Origin of the sequence: Bradyrhizobium sp. 63_E2_N1_3, assembly GCF_052076005.1 — a bacterium.
GTDB classification, from domain to species: Bacteria; Pseudomonadota; Alphaproteobacteria; order Rhizobiales; family Xanthobacteraceae; genus Bradyrhizobium; species Bradyrhizobium barranii.
Genome location: NZ_CP197235.1, coordinates 588,621 through 612,050 on the forward strand (window position 1 = coordinate 588,621; position 23,430 = coordinate 612,050).

A 23,430-nucleotide genomic window follows, 5' to 3' on the forward strand; every position below is an offset into this window, starting at 1 on the left:
GTGCGGCCCGATGGATTCCGGGCTCGCCGCTGCGCGGCGCCCCGGAATGACAAGAGGATACACATGACAAAACTCACCGAAGCCACCCGCACAAAACTCAAATCCGTCTCCACCGCCACCGTCGCCACCGCGCTGTTCAAGCGCGGGCTGCGCATCCAGATGATCCAGGACGTGCACCCGCTCGGCGCCGACCAGCCGACCATGGTCGGCGAGGCCTTCACGCTGCGCTACATGCCGGCGCGCGAGGATCTCAACACCATCGACGTCTTCAAGGACCGCTCCCACCCGCAGCGCAAGGCGATCGAGGATTGTCCGCCCGGCAGCGTGCTGGTGATGGACAGCCGCAAGGACGCGCGCGCGGCCTCGGCCGGTGCGATCCTGGTGACGCGATTGATGAAGCGCGGCGTCGCCGGCGTCGTCACCGACGGCGGCTTTCGCGATTCCGCCGAGATCGCCAAGCTCGGCATCCCCGCCTATCACCATCGCCCCTCGGCGCCGACGAATCTCACGCTGCACCAGGCGATCGAGATCAACGTACCGATCGGTTGTGGCGATGCGCCGGTATTTCCGGGCGACGTCATTCTCGGCGACAGCGACGGCGTCATCGTGATCCCCGCGCATCTCGCCGACGAGATCGCGAACGAAACCTTTGAGATGACGGCGTTCGAGGATTTCGTCACCGAGGAAGTCGGCAACGGCCGCGGCATTTTTGGGCTCTATCCCGCCACCGATCCGCAGACGCTCACCGACTTCGCGGAATGGCGGAAGAAGAACGGCCGCTAGGTCGAAGCTAAGTCACGTCAAGAAACGAGCCGGCGCATCAAGCGCCGGCCTTTTATCGAGCAGGGAGGATACTTATGAATCTCACGCGACGTAGTCTCATGGCCGGCGCCGGTGCGGCGGCGGCGTCCGCACTTCTCGCCCGCACCGCCGGTGCCCAGTCGTTTCCGTTCACGCCCAACCAGCGCTACCCCGATCCCGCCGTCCAGATCCTCGATCCGAGCTTTGGAAAATACCGGCTCTATTCCTCAACGGTCGAGCAGGTCGCGACTGGCATGCGCTGGGCCGAAGGCCCCGCTTATTTCCCCGAGGGCGGTTATCTCCTGTTCTCGGACATTCCCAACAACCGGATCATGAAGTTCGACGAGAAGACCGGGCAGACCAGCGTGTTCCGCGCCAACGCCAATTACGCTAACGGCAATGCGCGCGACCGCCAGGGCCGCCTCGTCACTTGCGAGCACTCCGTCACCCGCCGCATCACCCGCACCGAGAAGGACGGCAAAATCACGGTTCTCGCCGACAAGTTCGAGGGCAAGCGGCTGAACGCGCCGAACGACATCGTGGTGAAGTCCGACGACAGCATCTGGTTCACCGATCCCTTGTTCGGCATCAACGGCGAGTGGGAAGGCAACAAGGAGAAGTCCGAGCAGGCCACCACCAACGTCTATCGCATCGCCAAGGACGGCAAGATCAGCGCCGTCCTCACCGACCTCGTCAATCCCAACGGCCTCGCCTTCTCGCCGGACGAGAAGAAGCTCTACATCGTCGAATGGAAGGGCACGCCCAACCGCAGCATCTGGAGCTACAATGTCGGCGACGACGGCAGCTTGAGCGGCAAGACCAAGCTGATCGATGCCGCCGACCAGGCCTCGCTCGATGGTTTTCGCGTCGATCGCGACGGCAATCTCTGGTGCGGCTGGGGCTCCAACGGCGCGCTGCAATCCGAACCCACCGACATCGGCGGCCGCAAGGTCTTTCAGCTCAGGGGCAAGTCGGAAGATCTCGACGGCGTGATGGTGTTCAACGCGGACGGCAAGCCGCTCGCCTTCATCAAGCTGCCCGAACGTTGCGCCAACCTCTGCTTCGGCGGCCCGAAGAACAACCGGCTTTATATGGCGAGCAGCCACTCGGTGTATGCGCTGTACGTCGAGGCGCATGGGGCGGTGTGAGGCAGAGCTGACCAGCTAAGCTGCCGTAGGGTGGGCAAAGCGAAGCGTGCCCACCGCTCTCGTCGCAATTGCTGAAAAATGGTGGGCACGGCGCGATGCGCCTTTGCCCACCCTACAGAGCTGCCGAATTCCTTCGCCTCTCCCCGCGTGCGGGGAGAGGCCCGTAGCCCGGATGGAGCACAGCGCAATCCGGGGCGGTCTTGCCGTCTGCACGAATCCCGGATTTCGCTGCGCTCCATCCGGGCTACAAGGTCACGCCTCCGGCATCCCCGCTGCCCAAAGCGCGAACGCATAGACGATCGCGACTTCGTCCAGCCGGTCGAACCGCCCCGATGCGCCGCCGTGGCCGGCACCCATGTTGGTGCGGAGCAACACCGGGCCGCCGCCGCTCATGGTCGCGCGCAGGCGCGCGATCCATTTGGCCGGCTCCCAATAGGTCACGCGCGGATCGGTCAAGCCGCCCATCGCGAGGATCGCCGGATAGTCCTTCGCCGCGACATTGTCGTACGGGGAGTAGGACAGGATGGTGCGAAAATCCTTTTCGCTCTCGATCGGGTTGCCCCATTCGGGCCATTCCGGCGGCGTCAGCGGCAGCGTGTCGTCAAGCATGGTGTTGAGCACGTCGACGAACGGCACTTCGGCGACGATGCCTGCGAACAATTCGCCGGCGCGGTTCGCGACGGCGCCCATCAGCATGCCGCCGGCCGAGCCGCCATGGCCGACGATGCGTTTTGCGCTGGTGTATTTCGCATCGATCAGCGCCCGCGCGCTGGCCGCAAAATCGTCAAAGCTGTTCGTCTTTTTCTCGCGCTTGCCGTCGAGATACCAGCCCCAGCCCTTGTCGGCGCCGCCGCGGATATGGGCGATGGCGTAAACAAAACCGCGGTCGACCAGCGAGAGGCGGTTGGCGTTGAAGGAGGCCGGCATCGCCATGCCGTAGGAGCCGTAGCCGTAGAGCAGCAGCGGCGCCGAGCCATCGAGCTTCAGCCCGAGGCGATAGAGGATCGACACCGGCACCTCGGCGCCGTCATGCGCCTTGGCCATGATGCGCGTCGTGACATAGTCGGCCGCATCGTGACCGGACGGAATCTCCTGGCGCTTGCGCAAGGTCCGCGTGCGCTTGACCATGTCGTAATCGTAGACTTCCGACGGCGTCGTCATCGACGAATAGGCGAAGCGCAAGTTCGTGGTGTCGAATTCGTAGGAGCCCATCGTGTCGAGCGAATAGGCCGCCTCGTCGAAGGCGATGGCGTGCTCGTCCCTGGTCGCGAGATCGCGGATCACGACCGACGGCAGCGCATTGGCGCGCTCCAGCCGCACCAGATGGCCGGCATAGAGATCGAGGTCGATGATGTAGACGCCGGGACGATACGGGATCAGGTCGCGCCAGTTCTTGCGCTCGGGTGCGCCAAGCGGCGCGGTGACGATCTTGAAATCGATGGCGTCATCGGCATTGGTGAGGATGAAGAGCTCGTCGCCGCGGTCGGCCAGCGAATATTGCACGCCGTCCTCGCGCGCCGCGACCAGGCGCGGCGGCGCTTCGGGGTGGGCGAGATCGATCAGCCGCTGCTCCGAGGTCTCGTGATCGCCGCCCGCGATCACGCAGAAGCGGCCGCTGGTGCTCTCATGCAGATGGGTGAACCAGCCGGAATCCTGCTCCTCGTAGACGAGCGAGTCGTCGGCCTGCCTGGTGCCGAGCCTGTGCAGCCACACCTGCATCGGGCGATGGTTGTCGTCGAGCTTCACATAGAAGAAGCTCTTGCAGTCCTTGCTCCAGACGATGCCGCCGTCGGTCTCCTCGACCAAATCGTCAAGATCCTTGCCCGTGGCCCAGTCGCGGACGCGGATGGAGAAATATTCCGAGCCCTTGGTGTCGGCGCTCCAGGCTTGCAGCTTGTGATCGTTCGAGTGGCGGCTGCCGCCGAACTTGAAGTATTTGTGGTCTTTGGCGAGCGCGTCGCCGTCGAGCACGATCTGGCCCTCGCCGCCGTCGCGCGGCATGCGGCCGAACAATTCGTGCTGCCCACCCTCGCGAAACCTCCGGAAATAGGCGAACGGTCCGTCGGGCGAGGGCACGCTGGAATCGTCCTCCTTGATCCGCCCGCGCATCTCGCGCACCAGCGTCTTCTGAAGCGACGAGGTGTGGCCGAGCAGGCTCTCGGTGTAGCCGTTCTCTTCATCGAGATATTTGCGGATGTCGGGATCGAGCACGGCGGGATCGCGCAGCACCTCCTGCCATTTCTCGTCCTTCAGCCAGGCATAGTCGTCGGCCACGGTGATCCCGTGCCGCGTGAAGGAATGCGGCCGGCGCGGGGCGACGGGGGGCTGGGAAGGTGTCTTGGCTTGTGTCACTCGGTCCTCATCATCTCGTACTCGCGCTGCGTTCCCTCTTTACCTCTCCCCGTAAGAACGGGGAGAGGGAGAAGAAAGGCGCGCCGCATCGCTCGCCGTATTCCACCTTATATCGTCCCGATTCCGCGAATTGCCAGCGCCGCTGCGCCAAGGACTGCGCCAAGTCGCCGGGTTGTTGATCGCCCCCTTGTATGCTTTAGGGGCGATACCCCCCGCCGCCGGTCCAGCCTGATGCTGTTCAATTCCTACCCGTTCATCCTGCTGTTCCTACCGGCCGTGCTGGCCGGCTATTTCTGGCTCGGGCGGCGCAGCAATCTGGCGCCGGTGATCTGGCTGGCGCTGGCCTCGCTCGCCTTCTACGCCTTCGGCAGCTGGCAGTTCGTGGGCCTGCTGCTGGTCTCGATCGCCTTCAACTACGGCGTCGGCTATCTCCTGATCGCGGCGAAGCTCGCCCCAATGCAACGAAAGGCGGCGCTCGCGCTCGGCGTCGTCGGCGACCTCCTGGTGCTCGGCATCTTCAAATATGCCGGCTTCGTCGCCGAGAACATCAATGCGCTGGCCGGTACGCATGTTGCGGTCCACATCCTGCTGCCGGTCGGCATCTCCTTCTACACCTTCACCCAGATCGCGTTCCTGGTGGATGCGTATCGTGGCCAGGTCGCGCGTTACGCCTTGCCGCACTACGCGCTGTTCGTGACCTACTTTCCGCACCTGATCGCGGGGCCGATCCTCCACCACAAGGACATGATCCCGCAATTCGAGCGGAAGGAGACCAAGTATCCGGACGCACACCTGATCCTGTGCGGAATCGTCATCTTCGCGATCGGCCTGTTCAAGAAGACCTGCCTTGCCGATGGCATCCAGCCCCTGGTGGCGCTCGCCTTCGAGGCGCGCTCGCCGAGCTTTGATCAGGCCTGGTGTGGTGCGCTCGCCTACACGTTCCAGCTCTATTTCGACTTCTCCGGCTATTCCGACATGGCGATCGGGATATCGCTGATGTTCGGCATCTTCCTGCCCGTGAATTTCAACTCACCCTACAAGGCCACCAGCATCGTCGAGTTCTGGCGCCGCTGGCACATGACCTTGTCGCAGTTCCTGCGCGACTATCTCTACATCTCGCTCGGCGGCAATCGCCGCGGCCGCGTGCTGCGCTACGTCAATCTGATGATCACGATGCTGCTCGGCGGGCTCTGGCACGGCGCGGCCTGGACTTTTGTCGCCTGGGGCGCGCTGCATGGCGCTTATCTCTGCGTCAATCATGCCTTCAACGCGCTGGTGCCCAACGTCCCGACGTTGCTCGTGCGTCCGGTCCGCATCGTCGGAGCCGTGCTGACGTTCCTCGCCGTCGTCGTGGCTTGGGTTTTTTTTCGCGCCGAGAGCGTTACTTGGGCGCTGCGTGTCCTCCACGCGATGGCCGATCCGTCGAATATCGTCCTCGGCCGCGAGGAGATCGCCGCATTGGTTCTGGTGTCGATCTACGCCGCGCTGGTGTGGATGTCGCCGAACACGCAAGCGATCATGGGATACGATCACGACAATCGCAGGGTCGGCGAGGCCCTGCCGGCAGGACGGATGCGACCGCTGTTCCTTTACGGCGCGGCGCTGGTGCTCGCTCTCGGGATTCTCGGCATCCAGAGCCACAGCGAATTCATCTATTTCCGGTTCTGATGCGAGGCAATTTCATACATCTGAGACGTCTTCTGCTCGCCAGCATCGCCTGCGTGCTGGGCGCGGCGGTACTCACCTATCTCGTCGATCCCTTGCAACTGTTTCGCCCGTCGCGACTGGCCTTCTATTCCGACGACACGCGCGTGCAGAATGCCGGGCTGATCCGCAGCCAGTCGTTCGACACCGCCTTCATGGGCACCTCGCTCGCGATCCGTTTCCGCCAGAGCGACATCGATCGCGCGCTCGGCGTCCACTCGCTCAAGCTGGCGATGACCGGGTCCAATTCGCGCCAGCAGGGCTTTGTGCTGGAGCGGGCGATCGAGCGCGGCGCCCGGCGCGTGATCTGGGCGATGGACGATTTCATCTTTGTCGATGCGGCGGATATCGAGGCCGATCCCTTTCTGTCCGTCGATCTCTATCGCCAGACAACGAAGGGCATCGCGTCCTATCTGTTCAGCGCCGCGATGGCGAAGGAATCCTTGTTCGCGCTGCTGCGGTCGATCCCGCCGCTGCAGCAGAAGCTGACCCAGGCGGCGCCGTTTCTCCCCGTCAAGTTCGCGCTGTCCGACGTCGACGACATCTACGCGCTGCCGCGCGATTTCGACGTCGCGCGTGACTACAATGCGAAGAAGACGCTTGCCTCGTTCGCTTACATCACGAGCCCCGTGCGCAGCCGCTTCCTTGGCGAAGGCTATGGCTACGACGCCATGCTCCGGCATTTCGAACGCGACGCCGTCGGCTTGATCACGCGTCATCCGGACGTGACCTTCGACATCTACTTGCCGCCCTATTCGATCCTGCAGTTCGTGGCGATGCGTGATGCCTCGCCTGCGACGCTGAAGATCGTCACCGACCTCACCGCGCGCATCGCCGAGCGGCTGACGCAGCTTCCGAATGTGCGTCTGTACGATTTCCGCGCGATCAGGGCGGTGACGCACGATCTCGATAACTACAGCGACGTCATCCACCATTCGCCGGCGGTCGATGCGAAGGTGCTGAATTGGCTGGCGCGTGGAGAGTATCGCGTCGATCCTGAGGCGCCGCTCGCGTCGCTGGATGCGCTGAAAGCTCAGGTCGAGGCCTATCGCGTGGAGCGCTGACCTTTCCCCCTCTCCCCCTGTGGGCCTGTTGCGTTATCGGCTTTTGAGGCTGAAGACGTCAGGAGAGAAGGCCTTGGTCCTGGCAATGCCTGCGAAGATCTGTAGTTGTTGCCCTCAGCGGGCAGCTCACGCGGCGATCGTGGCCCACCGCCTCATGTTGAAGGCGATTGAGGCGAGCAGAACTTGCCCGGTCGCCTTGATCAGACCGACGTAGCGGATGCAGGTCAGCCGCATGCGGCGTTTGAGAGTAGCGAAGGTGGTCTCGACCTGGGCTCGGCGGCGCGCGATGAGGAGGTTGTAGCGTTTGAGCCTCGGCGGCAACTCCGGGTGATGCCGGTTGGGCCGACGAGCAATGCGGGGTTTCTTGCCCTCCGCCTTCAGCCGGGCCCGTCGGGCATGGGTGTCGTAAGCCGCATCGGCCCACACCGCAGCTTCATCGCCGCGGATCAAAGCGTCCGCCGGTGTCGTGTCGTTGATGTTGGCCGGTGTGGTCAGTACCGTGCGGATCAAGCCGGATCCTTCGTCGACACCGACATGGGCCTTGTAACCGAACGTCGTGCCGCTCTTGCCTTGCCGCTTGGTGAAGCGGGCGTCGGGATCGTTTGAGGGGCGATCCTCCTTCGGAGGAGCCGACACCGCCTGGATCAAGGTCGCATCCAGCATCGTGCCGCGCTTGAGGATGACGCCGGCATTCTCAAGCTGACGATCCAGCTCACCAAACAGCTTCTCCAGCAGGCCTTGTTCGACAAGCTGGTTCCGAAAGCGGTTCAGGACCGTATGGTCGGGCGTCGCATCCTCAAGGCTCAAACCGACGAAGCGCTTGAACGACAACCGGTCGCCCAGCGCTTCCTCGAGTTCGCGCTCCGAAAGACCATACAGCGACTGCAACAGCACAGCACGAAACAGCACCAGCACCGGATAGCCTGGTCGACCGGGGCTCCCTTCATCCCGCAAATGGCCGATCAGCTTCTCGAACCGGTACCACTTGACCAGGCCAGCCAGCCGATCCAGCGCCGCATTGGCGCCGGCCCCCTTCGGCATCAGCGCTTCCACAAAGCTCGGCTGTCCCGTCCGCTTGACCGCCATCGCTACCCTCCAAGGCTTTGCCCTAGGGAATCACAATTGACGAATTACGCAACAGGCCCCCTGTGGGAGAGGGTGGCTCGCCGCGTAGCGGCGAGACGGGTGAGGGGTATCTATCCGCGAGTCCATCTCGCAATTGAGTTCGCCAAGACAACCCCTCATCCGGCGCCATAGCCGAAGCTTCGCTTCGGCGTTCCTAAGAACGGCGGCCGAAGGCCGCCTACGCCACCTTCTCCCACAAGGGGAGAAGGAAGAAAGCGCGTCTAGACCGCCACCTGCTCGCCGAGATACGCGACCGCGGCTTCCAGCCCGCCCTTGCCGTGCGGGATCTTCAGCGCATTCAGCCCGATCTCGACCACCCCCAACGTGCCGAGCAGCATCGGCGCATTAACGTGGCCCATATGGGCGATGCGGAAGGCTTGTCCGGAGAGATCGCCGATGCCGGTGCCGAGCACGACGCCGCACTTGTCTTTGCAATAGCGCTGCAGCAGCGCCGGATCGTGGCCATTGCTCATGGTCACCGTGGTCACGGTGTTGGAGCGCTCGCTCGCCTCCGCGACGTTGAAGCCGAGCACCTGGCCTTCCGACCAGGCGGAGACGGCGCGGCGCGCGGCTTCGCCGAGCAGGCTGTGGCGGCGGAACGCGTTTTCGAGCCCTTCCTCGTGCAGCAGGTCGATCGCCTTGCGCAGCGCGAACAACAGATGCACCGGCGCGGTGCCGGCATATTTGCGATAATTCTCGCTGCCCTCGCGCTCGCTCCAGCTCCAATAGGGCGTCGACATGTTGGCCTTCTTCTGCACCTCGAGTGCGCGCGCGTTCGCCGCGACGAAGCCGAGGCCGGGCGGCGTCATCAGGCCCTTCTGCGAGCCGGACATCGCGACGTCGATGCCCCATTTGTCCATTTCGAACGGCATGCAGCCGAGCGAGGCGACAGTGTCCACCATGTACAGCGCGGGATGGCCGCTGGCCTTGATCGCCTTGCCGATCGCCTCGATGTCGTTCTGCACGCCCGATGCCGTGTCGACCTGGACGACGACGACGGCCTTGATGGTGTGCTCCTTGTCGCGGCGCAGGCGCTCTTCGACCTCGTGCGGCCGCACCGCGCGGCGCCAGTCGCCCTTGAGCACCTCGACCTCGGCGCCCATCAGGGCGGCGGCGTTGCCCCAGCCGATCGCGAAGCGCCCGCTCTCCAGCACCAGCACCTTGTCGCCGCGCGACAGCACGTTGCTCAGCGCGGCTTCCCAGGCGCCATGGCCGTTGGCGATGTAGATGTAGGACTTGCCCTTGGTCGCGAACAGCTTCGAGATGTCTGCGAGAAGTGTATCGGTCAGCTCGTGCATCTCTTTGGAGTAGATGTCGATCGCCGGACGATGCATCGCCTGCAGCACCTCGTCGGGCATCGTGGTGGGCCCGGGGATGGCCAGAAATTCCCGGCCCGCGCGAACGGTCATTGCTGTTGGTCCTTGTTGCTTGAGAACAGGCTGGTGGGTCGCTGACTCACGTTCTACGCGCCGTGGAAGCCCAAGAAAAGCACGCAAAACGCAGGTCTGGGGTGGTTTTTGTTTCGAGCATGGTCTTGTCGGAAAACCGCCTCACACTTTTCAGGACCATGCACTCATCTCTTGGTCTCGCGGCAGCCGGCGGCTTCGGCCTCTTCCACCGAGCAGAACCAGCGGGTGCCCTTGCTGATCTTCATCTTGATCTGGGTGTACCAGCGGCTGGTCGGCTGGTGATAGATGCACTCGCCGGCGGTGTTGACGTTGCCCTTGATGGTGCAGTCCGGCGAGGGCGCGACCGGCCCGGAGGCCGAGGCGAGCAGCACCGCATGCGCGCCCTCGGGCGGCTTGGTGGCGCCCAGGATCGTGGTTTTCTTGTTGCGGACGCGCCAGTCCCACGGCGCGATGAAGGCGCCCTGCCACATGCCGGCTTTGGCCTCGCGCGCGGCGGCCTCATCGGGTTCGTAGTCGTGAGAGACGCGGGTGTAGGCGAGTGCCCAGCCGCTGCGCACCAGCCATTTCTGGATGTCCTCGCCGCCGACCTCGCAGCGCGCCACGGTGCGGCCGCGCCGGTCGATCGCGCGGGCGTGGCAGACCCAGCTCTTGCCTTCGGTGTATTTGGCGAGCTCGTCGCGCGCCGCGATGCCGCAGGTCCAGCGTTCGGTTTTTGTATTGAGGCAGAGCTGGTCGACCGCGGGCGCGTCGATGCCGCCAAGCCGGACCCGCGTGTTCCCGATCAGGACGGAATCGCCGGAGCGGACCTTTGCGGTGCCGGTGATGTCGGCGGCCTGGGCCAGCGAGGGGATGGCGAGCAAAGACAGCGCAATCAGGAATTTTCGCAACATGCCGGTCCGCGTGTGAGGAAAATCTCGATAGACGTCGCAATTGTGGTCGGCTTTTGGCCGCCCGGCCAGCGCCTGCCCAACGATTGAGCTTTCAACTTCCCGTCATTGCACGACGGTCTCGTAGGGTGGGCAAAACGAAGCGTGCCCACCATGTCCAGCGCGGTGGCGGATGGTGGGCACGGCGCGCGAAGAGCGCGCCTTTGCCCACCCTACGAGACCTACCCCCGCCCCGCCATCGCCCGCTTCGCCACGGCCAGCCCCATCAGCACGAAGGCCGACGTCACCTCGGGACCACCGACCAGAATCCGCGTCGGCGTCTTCATCTTGTTCCATTCATAGGCGCGGAACGGGCCGCGGCGACCGCCTTCGCCGAGGCTCGCGACGATCACGTTCAGCGCCGGCGCGAAGGCGCGCGGGTCGGCGCCGAGATGGCCGAGCGCGATCAGCGCCAGCGCCGCGTCGAACACGTTCATCTCCGCGGCCATCAGCTCGCCCTTGACGTAGGAGAGCACGCGATGGCGGATGAAATCGAAATCGCCGTCGGGGTCGATCGCGGCCTGTGCTGCCAGCGGCAGTGCGAGGAAGGCCGCATAGCAGCGGCCGAAATAGGCGCTGTAGAGCTCGGGCAGATAATAGATGTGCGAGCGCGGATTGGCGAAGGCGCCGTTGGCGGCGAGCCGCTTCTGGAAGCCGATGATGCGATGCACGGTCGCCAGCCGCGCCGGCGTCTCCAAAATCTTCCAGCGCGCGAGGTTGCGAAAGCTGACCTCGAGAATGTCGAGATTGAGCGTCGGATCGAGATCGTTGCCGTAGGGCCGCTCGCCTTTGAGGTTATCGATCCAGGTCGCGACGCCGCCCTCGTAGTCGATGTTGTCGTTGAGCGGCACGGTCACGCGCGGTTCGTTGACGCCGGCGAGCACCTGATAGCCCGAATAGAAGTCCAGCAGCGGCTGGTCGATGATCGGATCGGTGCAGCCGGCTTGCGTCGCTGCCGAGATCGAGCACGCCGTGGTGTCGCAATCCGGCACGTAGACGCCGAAGCCGAGGTCCTGCTTGATCTGGGCGAAGAAGCGGGAGAAGCGCGGATGCGGCGCCGGCGCGAGCGCGGTGATGACGTTGAAGCGTGTGCCGTCGATACCCTCGACCTCTTCGCGGCTGATGTTGACGCAGAAATCGACCATGTCGGCGATCGCACGCTCGGCTGCAATCTTGTCGGCCGGCGAAGCGAGCCCGGTCTCGACATAGCTCAGCAGCGCCTCGATGAAGAACGCGTCGTAATAGGCCGAGCGGTGTCGGATCTGCACCGGCTCCCACATCGGCTCGGCAATGCCGCTCCAGGGCGGATTGACGACGGCTGCTGCCTGTGAACGCGCGATGAAGACGCGGGCGAGGTTGAACAGCAGCGAGGAGTTCTTGTAGCCGCGCGCGTTCAGCCCCGTCAGCGCCATGGTCAGCTCGCGCCCGCGGACATCGGGGTCGCCGATCAGGTTGAAGGCGGCATAGGTCGGCAGGAAGCCGTTCTTGCGGTACGAGCCGAGCAGATGCTGCGCGCAGTCGCGGATCACGCCGTCGATCTGCGCTTGTTGCGGCGCTAGGCCCGTGAATATCGCCGGCGGCGGCTTTGGATGGTCGAGCGCGATGCTGTCGACGAGATCGGCGACGGGCTGGCCGATCGCCGCCCAGTCGGGCTCGGCGTCGTCGCGTGCCCGCACCAGTGCCGTGCGAAGCCGGGTCAGCTTCGCCTCGTCGCGCAACTCGGGCAGCCCGGCGCGACCGAGCAGGATCCGCAATGCGGGATTGCCGAGCGCGGTCTTGTAGAACTTGGCCAGATGCGGATCGCCGCTGGCTGGGCCCGACAATACGGGATCGCAGACGTCATAAAGCGACGGGCCGTCTTTTCGCGCCGTCAGCGCCCGGCAGGCAGCGCCGGCAAAATAATGAAAGCTCATGAAATACCTGGTCGCGGGGTCTTGGCCAGGGGCCGGCCGGCACGCTCCCATCTGCGCGCCACCCCCTGCAAGTCTTTGAAAAAGCTACCCGGATTCGCGGGAAATTCAAATGTGATGGCGGTCACGGAAAAATCCGGCACGGGAGCTGCATGATTAAGGCCGTTACAAGGGGCTCGCGACGAAAAGACGTGCAAATTCTGCTCGGAGGATTAACCAATATCTTCAGTCACTTAGCTCAAATTTTGGGCGATCTATTGCCGGGGAGGAGATATCCGGTTAAGGCTTTGTTTGGTGCGGCGCCGCAAATTGCGCGCAGTTCGGGGGCACATCCCCGGCCAATCCCTCAAACCTGAAGCCACCATCGCGCTACTCAAACATTGTGCGCGCGCTTGGCTGGTCTTTGGCACAGGAACGAACCGAGATGAATGTAAGGCAGCTCGAGCTTTCCAGACGCACGATCGCGGTGGCCGCAGCCCTCATCGGCACGGTGTCGCTCGTGATCGGCGCCCATGCTGCCCTCAACATGCGCGCGATCGATGCCGCCAAGGCCGTGGCGACCGACGAGGTCACCGGCTCGATCGGCCAGTCGTCCCGCCTCGCCCTCGTCATCGGCAATGGACATTATCCCGACGCCAGCGCGCCGCTGACGCAGTCGATCAACGACGCCCGCGCGCTGTCCTCGTCGCTCCGTAAGAACGGCTTTGACGTCGATATGGTGGAAGACGCGACCAAGGACGACATGGTCCGCGCCGTCAACCGCCTGAAGTCCCGGATCAAGCGCGACACCGTCGTCATGCTGTTCTTCGGCGGCTACGGCGTGCAGGCCGGCCGCGAGAGCTACATGCTGCCGGTCGATGCGGTGATCTGGAAGGAAAGCGACGTCCGCCGCCAGGGCGTGTCCATCGACGGCGTGCTCGACATGATGAAGGAGCAGGGCGCCAAGGCCAAGCTCGTCGTCGTCGACGCCTCCCGCCGTAACCCCTACGAGCGCCGCTTCCGCTCCTACAGCCATGGTCTTGCACCGATCAGCGCGACGGACAACGCGTTGATCCTTTCCTCGGCTTCGCCCGGCAAGGTCGTCGACGACGGCAAGGGCGAGTACAGCGTGCTGGTCGGCGAGTTCCTCACCAACCTCAATGCGCAGGGCAGCGCCGAAAGCGTCTTCAACAAGACCCGCGTCGCCATCTCCCGCGCCTCCGAAGGCGACCAGGTCCCGACCATCTCCTCCTCGCTGCTCGAGGACGTCCATTTCGGCGAAGCAGCCGGCGGCTAGCCGCAAATTGTAGGGTGGGCAAAAGCGCAAAGCGCCGTGCCCACCATCTTTTCGAGATTTCAATAGAAGACGTGGGCACGCTTCCGCCTTCGCTCGCCGAGCTACGGCGGACAAGTCGCTTTGCCCACCCTACGGTCTGCGTGTGTAACGCACCACTGCCCCCACATCGTCATTGCGAGCGAAGCGAAGCAATCCAGGGTCTCTCCGCGGAAAGATTCTGGATTGCTTCGCTTCGCTCGCAATGACGGTTGAGGCGAGCCCTACTTCGCGGCTTCCGTGGCCATCACCGGGCGCACCGGATCGCCTTCGCGCAGGATCGCGCCGGCGCGGGCGACGACGATATCGCCTTCGTTGAGGCCGTCGCGAACCTCGATATTGCCGCCCGACATCAGCCCGATCTCAACCCGCTTGGTCTCGACGCGGTTGCGGCGGATCACCTGCACCACGGTGCCGGCGGTGGAATACTGCACCGAGGTCAGCGGCACCGCGACGTTGCAGCTCTGCCCGGTCTTGATCAGCGCGCGCCCGCTCGCGTTCAGCAGCAGCCGCTTCTGCGAGGAGATGCCGATATAGACCATTCCCTGCTGGATGTTCGGCTCGACGGTCGGTCCGATGCGGCGCACCTTGCCGTCGAGATCGCCCGCGCCGGCAATGCGCACCGTCGCCTGCTGGCCGACCGCGAGCTTCCGAATATCGGTGGTCGCGACCAGGCCGACCAGATCATATTCGCTGCGCGCCACGATCGTGAACAGCGCCTCGCCCTTGGCCGAGGCGAGGTTGCCGATCTGCGCGGTCGACGTCGCGATCACGCCCGCCACGGGGGCGGTGACCTGAAGCGTGCCGCCTTCGGGCAGCGCCAGCCGCGCCAGCACCTGGCCGGCCGTGGTGGTGTCGCCGGCTTCCGCCAGCACGTCCGTGACCTTCAGGCCGGGACGTTCCGGCCGCACGGAGGTCTCCTCGCGCGCGATGATCGTGCCGGTGGCCTCGACGATGTCGGAGAAGCAGGATTTTGCGACCTTCAGCACTGTGACCGCGGGCCCCTTGGGCGCGTCGTCATCGGCGGCGCGCGCGGGCTGGGCGGACAGCAGAACCAGTCCGGCGAGAGCAACGAGTTTTTTAGGAAAGGAACGCGCAGGCAATGAACGCATCGGTCATTCCGGTTGGGGCCTTGACGGCCTCATCGTTAGCAGAAGCAACCGCGGCGGACCATGGGCCGGCCGGATGAGAATGCCGCAGCGCAGGCGGCGCGATGCCGCTTGTTGGATTAGTCGTGGCAAGGACGAAGAGGTTCGCCGTCTCTTACCCTCCCCTGGAGGGGGAGGGTCGATCGCGCGCAGCGCGAGCGGGGTGGGGTGATCTCTCCACTCGGGCAGTGTGCGAGGCGGAGAGGCCGTCACCCCACCCCGCTACGCATTTCGCTTCGCTCAATGCCTAGCGACCCACGAGCGAGCTACGCTCGTCTCGGACCCCTCCAGGGGAGGGTAGGAAAGTAGCCTCACTGCAGCGTCAAGAACTCCACCCAGTTCGGCTTCTTGCCGGTGGGATAGGATTTCAGCTTGGCGAGCGCGCCGCTGCTCTGGTCGATCGCATAGACCGTCATGCTGTCGGAGAGCTCGCCGACTGCGGCGAGGTAACGCCCCGACGGATCGATGTGGAAGCCGCGCGGCTGCTTCTCCGTCGGCACGCTGCCGATCGTGGTCAGCTTGCCGCTTGTTGCGTCGACCTTGTAGCCGGCGAGCGTGTTGGTGGTGCGCTCGGAGGCGTAGAGGAAGCGGCCGTCCGGGGTGATGTGGATGTCCGCGGCCCAGGGCTTGCCAGTAAAGCCTTCCGGCAGCGCGGTGGTGCGCTGGATCTCGTCCCATGCGCCGCTCTTGGCCTCATAGCTGAACGCCGCGACGTCGCCGTTCAGCTCATGGACGAGATAGACGAACTTGCCGTTGGGATGAAACACGAAGTGCCGCGGTCCCGATTTCTCCGGCACCTTGGTCACCGGCGGATCGCTCGGCGCCAGCGTGCCCGCGACTGCATCGAACGCGAAGGTCAGCACCTGATCCGAACCGAGATTGGTCGCGAACACGAAGCGGTTGTCGGGCGAGGGCAGGAAGGCGTGCGCATTCAGCCCGGTCGGAATCACCTGCTTCGGCTCGCCGGCGACGCCGTTCGGGCTGAGCGGATTCAGCGCGACCCTGTTGCCGCCATAGGAGGCGCTGAACAGGAATTTGCCAGTGCTGTCGACGGCGATGTTCGCCATGCTGTCGGCAAGCGGACCATTGCCGAGAGGGCTGAGCTGGCCCGTCTTGGGATCGATCGCAAAGCTCACCGCGAGGAATGGTTGCGAGCGCACGCCGGCAATCAGCACGCGGTGGTCGGGTGTGATCGCGAGCGGTGTCGACGAGCCGGGCTTGTCGACGCCGGTGAAGGCGGCGGTCTGCACCGGTGTCATCTCGCCGCTCTCGGCCAGCTTGAACACGCTGATGTCGTTGCTGTCGGCGTTGCCGACATAGGCGAAGGTCTCGGCCATGCCGGGGCGGACTCCAGAAACGAGGGTGAGGAAGGCGAGGGTGGTGGCGATCGCAGCGCGTGGCGCGATGCGGCGTGTCGGTCTCGGCATGGGGCTCCTCCTTACAGCGTTACGGCCTTGTCGTTTTGTCCGGAGGATAGCGGGAGCCGTGCCGCCTTACCAAGTTCCGGTTGAAGATCGATCGATGCCGAAATTGTATCGGTCGCGCGGTGGCTACCGCACTGCGGCCGTCTGGCTGCGGGAGGGCAGATGCGGGCCGGACGCAGTGTTGGGTGCCCCGAGCAGGCCCCACACGGCCACCGCCAGCAGCGCGCAGGTCAAAATGGTCCAGGCGACCAATCGTTTCCGCATCAAGCCAAGTCCATCCGTTGTTTGAAACCCCGGGGCCCGCACATGATCGTGCACTGCAAACGGCGACGATCCTATGAACTCGTTCACAGGCACAACATCGCATCGGCATTGCGAACCAATGCCGCGGGAGTGCATTGACCCATATGCCGCGTGAAAATGACCTCGAAGGCAAGCCCGACATGGGCGGCAAGCATGGCGGCCAGAAAGGCCAGCCCAAGCCGCCGCCGCGCCCGCGCGAGGGTCCGCACGATGAGGACGTCGTGGCAAAGCGCCACACCGGCCAAACCGATCGCACGCTGCCGCCGACCAAACAAAAATAGCGCTGTATTTCGCGCCGGGAACATCAGCCTCGCCTTGCCGTTATGCTGATCCCGCAAGCGGACGAGGTCGAACCGGAGGCTGGCACGTGTTTTGGATCTATTGGAACACCGCTTGGTCGCTCATCATCAGCGGCATCATGTTCACCACCATCGTCACCCATCCCGACGCCGAGTTCGCCGAGATCCGGGCGGCAAAGCAGGCGAAGTGAGCCCGCGCGCCTGAGGCCCGATCTCCGGGGCTATGAACCGTTCGCGGGTAGCGATGGCTGCTCCGTCGGCGGCGTTGAAGACGGCTTTCGCGCCGCTCTGCTCGAGCGCTTCTTGACCGCGGGTGCCGGCAACGCCGCTTGAAGGGCTGCGTCAGCCGCTTGCTTGGCTTCGCGCGCCTCTCGAAGCCGCGCCATGTTCTTGCGAATCTCGATGGACTGCCTTTCGACGTCTGCCAGTGCAAGTGCTCCCTCTTCGGCGGCGAGGCGCCTGCGATTGGAGCGCGCGATGCTTTCGGGTGACAGCTCGGCGGATTTCCTGGCGCTCATGCTTCACTCCGTTGTGCAACCGGCAAAACCCGCTCGATCCGGGGATCGAACGGGCTGGCGCGCGACAATCGCGCGAACGCTTTCAACTCGGTCGATGTCTTTGGAAAAGGTGCCCGCGGGCGCATTCAACGAGGCACAGCGGCTGATCGAACGCCCCCGATATATGTCTCGTTCGATTTTCTGCAAGGACGGCAAGGCCGATTTGGCTCAGCCAGGCAGCTCCGGCGCCTCGATCGAGAGGCTTCACGCGATCCGGCCGACGTGCAGCCAAGGCTTTATCGATTGACAGGGCTGCACTGGAGTGGTCACGTGCCAGCGCGAAGTTGCATCGCTGTGACAAGCGCATCGACTTGTCCGAAGCTGGCGACGAATGTCGCAGCGCTATCCTCAAAATTCGCAATGAAGCTCCTGCGCAATTGGCTGCCATGCAGGGCGTGTCGCATTTGCAGCCCCAAGCGAGGAGGAGGATCGATTGCAGGTACTCGTCAGAGACAACAATATCGAGCAGGCACTCCGTGTTCTCAAGAAGAAGATGCAACGCGAGGGCGTCTTCCGCGAAATGAAACAGCGGCGTTCCTACGAAAAGCCCTCGGAGAGAAAGACTCGCGAGAAATCCGAGGCCGTTCGACGCGCCCGCAAGCTCGCGCGGAAGCAGGCAATCCGCGAAGGATTGCTGCCCGCGCCGCCGAAGAAGAAGCCTTTTGAGCGCAAGCCGCCCCTGCCGGATGTCAAGGCTCGGGTCCCTATAGCCTGAAGTCGATGCCTCGCAGCACGATGCCGGGCGGCGTGCCTTCGAACTCCGTCGCGCGATATTTGCTCGCCGCGCGTGCTTCGATGCGATCCCGCAGGCGAGTGAACTGGGCCTCACGTTGCTCGGGCCTGACCTGCGGGCTGGGCTCGAGGTAGTCCATCGCCGAGGTCGAGATTGCGCAAGGAATCTCCCTGGCACCGTCATGCATCGAGAACCGGACGATCATCCGATCGTATTCGTGGCCGATAAAGCGGCCGCTGGTCAATGTCATGGCTTACTCCGTCACCTGATTGCTGCTTGGCACGATGCCCCTCAAATCATCGCCGCCGATTCCCGGCTGGCCGGAACGTGGCGCACGTCGAGACTGCAGGCGGCCGTCGTTTGTCTCAGTCATCACCCGACAGCCGGACGAAATCGTCCAACAGCGCCGCCACCAGCGCGCGGTGGCGTGTGTCCTCGGCGGGCAGGCTCGCAGCATAGAGGTTGAGCAGATGGCGCGCCTTCACCGCCGCTTCCGGCCAGGACGTGGCGGGCACCGTCATCATACGGTTCTCGAGATCGGCCTCGCGCTCGCGCAGTTCCCTGACATTTGCCTCGACCTCCGCCAGCGCGCGGCGCAGGTCGGTCGCCTTCTGCGCGGCCATGCCCCGGTGCTTGTCGAGATCGACGGTGCGGTCAGTCATTCGCCACGCTCGCGTCTGCGGCCTGCGCGTTCGCAAGATCAACCGAGCCGATCGACAGCATCTCCAAGGTTCCGCGGGGGCCTTCGGCGGGCACGGTGATCATCGTGGCAACGCGGCGATAGGCCGCGAAGGTCAGGCCCTCGATCGCCTCCTCGTCAGTGACGACCTCATAGGCGCCGGCCGGCAACATGCGCTCGACGCCGCGGATGCGGAACGGATGCCTGAAGGTGACGGTTTCACGCCGCGAGCGGATGGTCATGCACGCCTGCCTTTCGCAAGTGAAGCCCCAACCGGTGCCGGCCGTCACGACCATGCGCGCTCGCCGCGGCAATAGCCAGTACTATCGTCGCCGGGCCGGCAAGCGACGATGTCACAGCAGCCATTGTTTCCGCAGCATTTTAACCCTCGCTATTGGCTCGGTGCGGGCGTAGGGTCGCTGCCATCACCGCACGTCTCAACGGCTTCGACCGGTGACTGAGGGGCACGTGTGCTCCCGCCGAAGGCTTCGCAGGAGCGTTCGATGGCGTGCGTTCGCTTCGCGGATCGGATCGTGCCGCCGGTGATGGTTCCGCGGTTTCTTCTGCTTCTCGTCGGCGCGGCCGCCATCTTCAATGGCTAGGGCAACAATTGTGCCGTATCTGGTCAGCGGGACCAACGAATACGGCAGCTCCAATCTCGGTCGCGGCAAGGCGACGTTCGCGCTGCGCCTCGCTCGAAAACTGCTGCGCGAAGGCTACATGGACGTCAGGGTCTGCACCCCTCGTGGACGGCTGCTGCAATCGGATGAGCTCGACGAGCTCGAACCAACGGAGAGCGACATGGCAAAGGGTCAGCAACGCGGTAATCGCGAAACCAAGAAGCCGAAGAAGGAAAAATCCAAGGTGATCGCGGCGGCGCCGAGCCGCAAGGAAGCCGCCTGGCAACCGGATTTCGGACCGGCGAAGAAGAAGTAGCGAGGCGTCGGCGAGGGATGGGGTGACTGGCCGCGCTAAGCCGCCACCGCCTGCGCCGACAACAGCTGCCTCAGCTTCGCCGCCGGCACGGCGGGGCTGAACAGCCAGCCCTGCATCTGGCTGCATCCGAGCTGCCGCAGCACCTCGCGCTGGGCTTCGGTCTCGACGCCTTCGGCCGTCGTCGCCATGTGGCGGGCGGCCGCCATGTGCACCACCGCCTGCACGATCGGAGAGGAATCCTCGGACCGGCCGATGTCGCTGATGAAGCTGCGGTCGATCTTGATCTTGTCGAACGGGAAGCGGTGCAGATAGCTCAGCGACGAATAGCCGGTGCCGAAATCGTCGAGCGCGATGCGTACGCCGAGCTCGCGCAGCTGCTGGAGGATCGTCAGCGCCTCCTCGTCGTCGCGGATGAGCACGGTCTCGGTGACCTCGAGCTCGAGCCGTCCGGGCGCAAGTCCTGACTCCGCGAGCGCGGCTGCAACCTTGAGCGCCAGCGTCCTGGCGCGGAACTGCACTGGCGAGACGTTGACCGCGATGTGGATATCGCCGGGCCAGCTCGCGGCCTCGGTGCAGGCCTGCTTCAGCACCCATTCGCCGATCTCGCCGATCAGTCCGGTCTCTTCCGCGACCGGAATGAAATCGACGGGCGAGATCATGCCGCGCTCGGGATGGCGCCAGCGCAGCAGCGCCTCGCAGCCGTTGACCACATTGGCCGCGAGATCGACCAGCGGCTGGTAATGCACCTCGAACTCGCCGCGGGCGAGGGCCTGGCGCAGGTCGAGCTCGAGCTGGCGGCGCAGCCGCGCCTTGGCGTCGTATTCGGGCACGAAGAGGCGGAAGGTGCGGCGGCCCTCGGACTTCGCGGCATACATCGCGAGATCGGCGCGCTTGAGCAGATCGTCGAGATTGTCGCCGTGATCGGGCGCGATCGCGATGCCGATGCTGGCATCGGTCGGGATCTCCTGGCCCTTGCAGTCCACGGGCGTACGCAGCGCTTTCAGGATATTTTCCGCCAGCGCCGTCAGCTCGGTCCGGTCGCTGGTGCCGGCCTTGACGATGGCGAATTCGTCACCGCCCAGGCGCGCAACGAGGTCGTTGCCGCTGACGCAGGCGCGCAGGCGGTTGGCGACCTGGCGGAGCAGCTCGTCGCCGACCTCGTGGCCGAGCGAATCGTTAACGCCCTTGAATTCGTCGACGTCGATGTAGAGGATCGCGAACGGCTGGCCCTGGGCAAGCTCCGCGATGCGGCGCTCCAGATGGCCGCGCATCAGCACGCGGTTGGGCAAGTCGGTCAGCGCGTCGTAATGCGCCATATGCGCGATGCGCTCGTCGGCGCGGATGCGTTCGGTGACGTCGTCGTGGGTCGCGAGCCAGCCGCCGGCGGCGCCGGGCTGGTTCTTGATCTCGATCAGGCGGCCGTCCGCGGTCTCGACGACGGCGCTCTGGGTTCGCCCGGTATTGCTCAGAATGTCGTCGCAATAGGACGCGACGTCACCGTGGAACGATCCGGTGTCATAGCGATGCTGGATCACGTCGCGGAAATAGGCACCGGGCTTCACCACGTCGGCCGACAGTCCGTACATCTCGATGTAGCGCCGGTTGCAGACGATCAGGCGCTCGTCCTGGTCGAACATCAACAGGCCTTGCGTCATGGTGTTCATCGCGGTGTCGAGCTGCTGCTTCTCCGCGGCGAGCCTGCGCGTCATCTGGCGGAAGATCAGGAACAGCGTGAGCACGAGCAGGCCGATCGACAGCACGGCGACGGCGACGAAGAATTTTGTCTGCGTCCGCCAGGTGGCCAGCGTCGCGTCCAGCGATTTGGTCGCGACCACGACCAGCGGCTCACCGGTCAGGAGGCGCGCGGCGACGATGCGGTCCTTGCCGTCGATCGGGCTGGCGAGCTGCGTCGTGACGAAGGTGCGCTCGAACACCGCCATCTGCTCGCGCGTGCCGTTGCGAAAATTCTGTCCGATCATCGTGTCGACATGCGGAACGCGCGCGAGCAGCTGGCCATTCTGGTGGTGCATCGCGATCGAGGATTCCTCGCCGAGCCCGGCCGAGGCGAAGAAGGATTCGAGCTGCTCCGGCGAAATGGCCCGCGACACCATGCCGAGGAATTCGCCGTGGGGACCGGAGACACGCCGCGCGAACACGATCGCAGCTCCGTTGCCGAGCCGGCCGGGCACGACCTCGATCTCTTCCTGCGAGGCCGGATCGTTCCTGAGGCGATTGAAGTAGCCGCGGTCGGCGACCGAAATATCGGCGACCGGCCAGCGCCGCGACGAGTTGATCAGCACGCCGTTGGAATCGAACACGTTGGCGCCGGCGACGTCGGACCAGCCGCTGGCCTTTGCGCGCAGCACCTCGTGCATGGCCAGCGTGGCCATCTCGCTGCGGAAGAGATCGGCGGATGCGATGCCGTGACTTTCAAGCTCGGCGATGACGCTCTTCTGGAGCACCGCAAAGTCGGCGAATTCGCGGTCGAAATGCCGGGCGAGCATGCGCACGGAGTTTTCCAGGCTGTCGCGGCCGCTCTCGATTGCATTTTGCCGGAAACGATCGACGGTGAGCGCGGTGCCGATGGCCATCGCGACCATCAGCACGAAGCCGCCGGCGATCAGCCACGTCAGCGGCGCGCCCTGCCAACGGCGGAGCAACGCGCGCATGCGCGTGGTCCATCGGATTGATGTGCCCATCCAGCCCTCCCGTGGGATGCAAGATGCAGCAAAACCGACAAGAGCCCGTTACCAGTAAGGGTTAGGAAAACATGAATCGGAACGGAATCAGAGGGTTGATTTCCCTCGATCGGCGGGAGCTCCGCTGGCTGGATTTACGGTGACGCGATTCCGGGGGATCACCGGCGGATTTCCCACCTCAAGGCTTCCGCATTCTTCTTGGGGAACGTCTCGGGCACGTCGAACTTTCCGGTCTCGAGATCATAGCGGCAATGCCAGCCGCCCAGTCCCTTCATGGCGACGTTCTTGGGATGATTGTCATATTCGCCCGACAGCGAGATCACGAGGTAGCGGTTGTTGGGCCAGTCCATGCCGAGCGAGCGATAGGCCTCTTCCGTACCCTCCATGAGATTGGCCGAGATGTGGAAGTCGAGCTTGGCGAACCTCTTCGTCTCCGGCCGGCCGTAGAAATAGGCCCAGGCGAGATCGCTGAGCGGCTTCTTCGTCGCGCTCGCGAAGGCGCCCTTCTCGACATGGTAGAGATAGAGGTCCTGCTCGCCCGAGCCGGTCTTCTGCATCCGCACCAGCCATTGCGAGTCGCCGGTGAAGCGGAAGCCGGCCCCGTAGCCCTGCTCGGGCTTCAGCTCCGTCATCTGCTCGCCGCGGCGAGCCCAGACCTGCCATTTGACGTCCCAATCCCCGCCGTCCTTCATGTACTGCTCGATCCTGGTGGCGCCATCGGGCGAGGTGAAGGCGAGGCCGGCATTGTTGGTGAGGATGTAGTCCGGCGGCGGGCCGGATGCGGCGAGCGCCGGAGAGGCGGCCAGTGTCAAGACAAGCGCCAGCCATGGTGCAGGACGGCAAAATGCGGTCACGGAAAAAAATCCTCAAGAAATGACCGCGATGCGGCCTCGGTGATTTG

24 protein-coding genes are annotated in these 23,430 nt (G+C 64.5%); 9 read left to right on the plus strand and 15 right to left on the minus strand.

What is annotated here, in order from left to right:
* Positions 1 to 63: 63 nt before the first annotated feature.
* Together AB7531_RS02785 and AB7531_RS02790 are read left to right on the plus strand one after the other, a co-directional pair.
* Positions 64 to 783 (plus strand): ribonuclease activity regulator RraA, encoded by a 720-nt coding sequence (locus AB7531_RS02785; protein ID WP_063980474.1) that lies wholly within the window; start codon positions 64 to 66, stop codon positions 781 to 783.
* 74 nt (positions 784 to 857) lie between these two features.
* The gene (locus tag AB7531_RS02790; protein ID WP_063980475.1) at positions 858 to 1,949 is read left to right on the plus strand and encodes an SMP-30/gluconolactonase/LRE family protein; all 1,092 of its coding nucleotides are present in this window, start codon (positions 858 to 860) and stop codon (positions 1,947 to 1,949) included.
* 252 nt (positions 1,950 to 2,201) lie between these two features.
* Here AB7531_RS02790 and AB7531_RS02795 read toward each other — a convergent pair whose 3' ends face one another.
* Complete coding sequence (locus AB7531_RS02795) at positions 2,202 to 4,301, minus strand: S9 family peptidase (protein ID WP_063980476.1); 2,100 nt, start codon at positions 4,299 to 4,301, stop codon at positions 2,202 to 2,204.
* Between the two features lie 231 nt (positions 4,302 to 4,532).
* On the opposite strand from AB7531_RS02795, the gene AB7531_RS02800 reads away from it, so the two are divergent.
* Together AB7531_RS02800 and AB7531_RS02805 are read left to right on the plus strand one after the other, a co-directional pair.
* Positions 4,533 to 5,969 (plus strand): MBOAT family O-acyltransferase, encoded by a 1,437-nt coding sequence (locus tag AB7531_RS02800; protein ID WP_063980477.1) that lies wholly within the window; start codon positions 4,533 to 4,535, stop codon positions 5,967 to 5,969.
* Positions 5,969 to 7,069 carry a hypothetical protein gene (locus AB7531_RS02805; RefSeq protein ID WP_063980478.1) on the plus strand — a complete coding sequence of 367 codons (1,101 nt, stop codon included), beginning with the start codon at positions 5,969 to 5,971 and terminating at the stop codon, positions 7,067 to 7,069. The genes AB7531_RS02800 and AB7531_RS02805 overlap by 1 nt, the downstream gene beginning before the upstream one ends.
* Positions 7,070 to 7,195: 126 nt before the next feature.
* On the opposite strand, the gene AB7531_RS02810 is transcribed toward AB7531_RS02805, so the two are convergent.
* From AB7531_RS02810 to AB7531_RS02825, 4 genes are all read right to left on the minus strand, one after another.
* Positions 7,196 to 8,155 (minus strand): IS5 family transposase, encoded by a 960-nt coding sequence (locus tag AB7531_RS02810; RefSeq protein WP_166348444.1) that lies wholly within the window; start codon positions 8,153 to 8,155, stop codon positions 7,196 to 7,198.
* A gap of 260 nt (positions 8,156 to 8,415) precedes the next feature.
* Positions 8,416 to 9,603 (minus strand): pyridoxal-phosphate-dependent aminotransferase family protein, encoded by a 1,188-nt coding sequence (locus AB7531_RS02815; RefSeq protein ID WP_063980480.1) that lies wholly within the window; start codon positions 9,601 to 9,603, stop codon positions 8,416 to 8,418.
* A gap of 164 nt (positions 9,604 to 9,767) precedes the next feature.
* Positions 9,768 to 10,493 carry a thermonuclease family protein gene (locus AB7531_RS02820; protein ID WP_063980481.1) on the minus strand — a complete coding sequence of 242 codons (726 nt, stop codon included), beginning with the start codon at positions 10,491 to 10,493 and terminating at the stop codon, positions 9,768 to 9,770.
* A 218-nt stretch (positions 10,494 to 10,711) separates the two neighbouring features.
* Positions 10,712 to 12,442 (minus strand): hypothetical protein, encoded by a 1,731-nt coding sequence (locus AB7531_RS02825; RefSeq protein ID WP_063980482.1) that lies wholly within the window; start codon positions 12,440 to 12,442, stop codon positions 10,712 to 10,714.
* 421 nt (positions 12,443 to 12,863) lie between these two features.
* On the opposite strand from AB7531_RS02825, the gene AB7531_RS02830 reads away from it, so the two are divergent.
* The gene (locus AB7531_RS02830; protein ID WP_063980483.1) at positions 12,864 to 13,715 is read left to right on the plus strand and encodes a caspase family protein; all 852 of its coding nucleotides are present in this window, start codon (positions 12,864 to 12,866) and stop codon (positions 13,713 to 13,715) included.
* Positions 13,716 to 13,975: 260 nt separating this feature from the next.
* Here the strand turns inward: AB7531_RS02830 and AB7531_RS02835 are convergent, their stop codons facing one another.
* From AB7531_RS02835 to AB7531_RS02850, 4 genes are all read right to left on the minus strand, one after another.
* Positions 13,976 to 14,863, minus strand: a complete 888-nt coding sequence (locus AB7531_RS02835) for an efflux RND transporter periplasmic adaptor subunit (RefSeq protein WP_063980484.1) — start codon at positions 14,861 to 14,863, stop codon at positions 13,976 to 13,978.
* Between the two features lie 347 nt (positions 14,864 to 15,210).
* Positions 15,211 to 16,326, minus strand: coding sequence for a lactonase family protein (locus AB7531_RS02840; RefSeq protein WP_063980485.1), 1,116 nt, complete (start codon positions 16,324 to 16,326; stop codon positions 15,211 to 15,213).
* Between the two features lie 123 nt (positions 16,327 to 16,449).
* A complete protein-coding gene (locus AB7531_RS02845) occupies positions 16,450 to 16,587 on the minus strand; it encodes a hypothetical protein (RefSeq protein WP_175627410.1) in 138 nt (45 codons plus the stop codon).
* Positions 16,588 to 16,670: 83 nt separating this feature from the next.
* Positions 16,671 to 16,931: a hypothetical protein gene (locus tag AB7531_RS02850; RefSeq protein ID WP_187387868.1), complete on the minus strand. Its 261-nt coding sequence runs from the start codon at positions 16,929 to 16,931 to the stop codon at positions 16,671 to 16,673.
* 62 nt (positions 16,932 to 16,993) lie between these two features.
* Here AB7531_RS02850 and AB7531_RS02855 point away from each other — a divergent pair, with 62 nt between their 5' ends.
* Positions 16,994 to 17,116: a hypothetical protein gene (locus AB7531_RS02855; protein ID WP_256376446.1), complete on the plus strand. Its 123-nt coding sequence runs from the start codon at positions 16,994 to 16,996 to the stop codon at positions 17,114 to 17,116.
* A gap of 30 nt (positions 17,117 to 17,146) precedes the next feature.
* Here AB7531_RS02855 and AB7531_RS02860 read toward each other — a convergent pair whose 3' ends face one another.
* The gene (locus tag AB7531_RS02860; protein WP_084794926.1) at positions 17,147 to 17,443 is read right to left on the minus strand and encodes a transcriptional regulator; all 297 of its coding nucleotides are present in this window, start codon (positions 17,441 to 17,443) and stop codon (positions 17,147 to 17,149) included.
* On the opposite strand from AB7531_RS02860, the gene AB7531_RS02865 reads away from it, so the two are divergent.
* The gene (locus AB7531_RS02865; protein ID WP_187387869.1) at positions 17,403 to 17,729 is read left to right on the plus strand and encodes a hypothetical protein; all 327 of its coding nucleotides are present in this window, start codon (positions 17,403 to 17,405) and stop codon (positions 17,727 to 17,729) included. The genes AB7531_RS02860 and AB7531_RS02865 overlap by 41 nt on opposite strands.
* Positions 17,730 to 17,915: 186 nt before the next feature.
* Positions 17,916 to 18,197: a 30S ribosomal protein S21 gene (gene rpsU, locus AB7531_RS02870; RefSeq protein WP_063980487.1), complete on the plus strand. Its 282-nt coding sequence runs from the start codon at positions 17,916 to 17,918 to the stop codon at positions 18,195 to 18,197.
* Here the strand turns inward: rpsU and AB7531_RS02875 are convergent.
* From AB7531_RS02875 to AB7531_RS02885, 3 genes are all read right to left on the minus strand, one after another.
* Positions 18,187 to 18,465 carry a DUF1488 domain-containing protein gene (locus tag AB7531_RS02875; protein ID WP_028149308.1) on the minus strand — a complete coding sequence of 93 codons (279 nt, stop codon included), beginning with the start codon at positions 18,463 to 18,465 and terminating at the stop codon, positions 18,187 to 18,189. The genes rpsU and AB7531_RS02875 overlap by 11 nt on opposite strands.
* Before the next feature lie 115 nt (positions 18,466 to 18,580).
* Positions 18,581 to 18,877, minus strand: coding sequence for a hypothetical protein (locus AB7531_RS02880; RefSeq protein WP_028149307.1), 297 nt, complete (start codon positions 18,875 to 18,877; stop codon positions 18,581 to 18,583).
* The gene (locus AB7531_RS02885; RefSeq protein ID WP_063986001.1) at positions 18,870 to 19,136 is read right to left on the minus strand and encodes a hypothetical protein; all 267 of its coding nucleotides are present in this window, start codon (positions 19,134 to 19,136) and stop codon (positions 18,870 to 18,872) included. The genes AB7531_RS02880 and AB7531_RS02885 overlap by 8 nt, the downstream gene beginning before the upstream one ends.
* Positions 19,137 to 19,506: 370 nt before the next feature.
* On the opposite strand from AB7531_RS02885, the gene AB7531_RS02890 reads away from it, so the two are divergent.
* Entirely contained in the window at positions 19,507 to 19,830 is a 324-nt protein-coding gene (locus tag AB7531_RS02890) for a hypothetical protein (RefSeq protein ID WP_049807642.1), read from the plus strand.
* A gap of 35 nt (positions 19,831 to 19,865) precedes the next feature.
* On the opposite strand, the gene AB7531_RS02895 is transcribed toward AB7531_RS02890, so the two are convergent.
* Both AB7531_RS02895 and AB7531_RS02900 read right to left on the minus strand, forming a co-directional pair.
* Complete coding sequence (locus tag AB7531_RS02895) at positions 19,866 to 22,529, minus strand: bifunctional diguanylate cyclase/phosphodiesterase (RefSeq protein WP_063980488.1); 2,664 nt, start codon at positions 22,527 to 22,529, stop codon at positions 19,866 to 19,868.
* A gap of 158 nt (positions 22,530 to 22,687) precedes the next feature.
* A complete protein-coding gene (locus AB7531_RS02900) occupies positions 22,688 to 23,383 on the minus strand; it encodes a hypothetical protein (protein WP_441279879.1) in 696 nt (231 codons plus the stop codon).
* Positions 23,384 to 23,430 lie beyond the last annotated feature (47 nt).

Bases quoted from the DNA above. Each gene is read 5' to 3' on its own strand.
- AB7531_RS02785 (WP_063980474.1), top strand. From the start codon at position 64: ATGACAAAACTCACCGAAGCCACCCGCACAAAACTCAAATCCGTCTCC.
- AB7531_RS02790 (WP_063980475.1), top strand. From the start codon at position 858: ATGAATCTCACGCGACGTAGTCTCATGGCCGGCGCCGGTGCGGCGGCG.
- AB7531_RS02800 (WP_063980477.1), top strand. From the start codon at position 4,533: ATGCTGTTCAATTCCTACCCGTTCATCCTGCTGTTCCTACCGGCCGTG.
- AB7531_RS02805 (WP_063980478.1), top strand. From the start codon at position 5,969: ATGCGAGGCAATTTCATACATCTGAGACGTCTTCTGCTCGCCAGCATC.
- AB7531_RS02810 (WP_166348444.1), bottom strand. From the start codon at position 8,155: ATGGCGGTCAAGCGGACGGGACAGCCGAGCTTTGTGGAAGCGCTGATG.
- AB7531_RS02815 (WP_063980480.1), bottom strand. From the start codon at position 9,603: ATGACCGTTCGCGCGGGCCGGGAATTTCTGGCCATCCCCGGGCCCACC.
- AB7531_RS02820 (WP_063980481.1), bottom strand. From the start codon at position 10,493: ATGTTGCGAAAATTCCTGATTGCGCTGTCTTTGCTCGCCATCCCCTCG.
- AB7531_RS02825 (WP_063980482.1), bottom strand. From the start codon at position 12,442: ATGAGCTTTCATTATTTTGCCGGCGCTGCCTGCCGGGCGCTGACGGCG.
- AB7531_RS02830 (WP_063980483.1), top strand. From the start codon at position 12,864: ATGAATGTAAGGCAGCTCGAGCTTTCCAGACGCACGATCGCGGTGGCC.
- AB7531_RS02835 (WP_063980484.1), bottom strand. From the start codon at position 14,863: ATGCGTTCATTGCCTGCGCGTTCCTTTCCTAAAAAACTCGTTGCTCTC.
- AB7531_RS02840 (WP_063980485.1), bottom strand. From the start codon at position 16,326: ATGCCGAGACCGACACGCCGCATCGCGCCACGCGCTGCGATCGCCACC.
- AB7531_RS02845 (WP_175627410.1), bottom strand. From the start codon at position 16,587: ATGCGGAAACGATTGGTCGCCTGGACCATTTTGACCTGCGCGCTGCTG.
- AB7531_RS02850 (WP_187387868.1), bottom strand. From the start codon at position 16,931: ATGTTCCCGGCGCGAAATACAGCGCTATTTTTGTTTGGTCGGCGGCAG.
- AB7531_RS02865 (WP_187387869.1), top strand. From the start codon at position 17,403: ATGCTTTCGGGTGACAGCTCGGCGGATTTCCTGGCGCTCATGCTTCAC.
- AB7531_RS02860 (WP_084794926.1), bottom strand. From the start codon at position 17,443: ATGAGCGCCAGGAAATCCGCCGAGCTGTCACCCGAAAGCATCGCGCGC.
- AB7531_RS02875 (WP_028149308.1), bottom strand. From the start codon at position 18,465: ATGACATTGACCAGCGGCCGCTTTATCGGCCACGAATACGATCGGATG.
- AB7531_RS02880 (WP_028149307.1), bottom strand. From the start codon at position 18,877: ATGACTGACCGCACCGTCGATCTCGACAAGCACCGGGGCATGGCCGCG.
- AB7531_RS02885 (WP_063986001.1), bottom strand. From the start codon at position 19,136: ATGACCATCCGCTCGCGGCGTGAAACCGTCACCTTCAGGCATCCGTTC.
- AB7531_RS02895 (WP_063980488.1), bottom strand. From the start codon at position 22,529: ATGGGCACATCAATCCGATGGACCACGCGCATGCGCGCGTTGCTCCGC.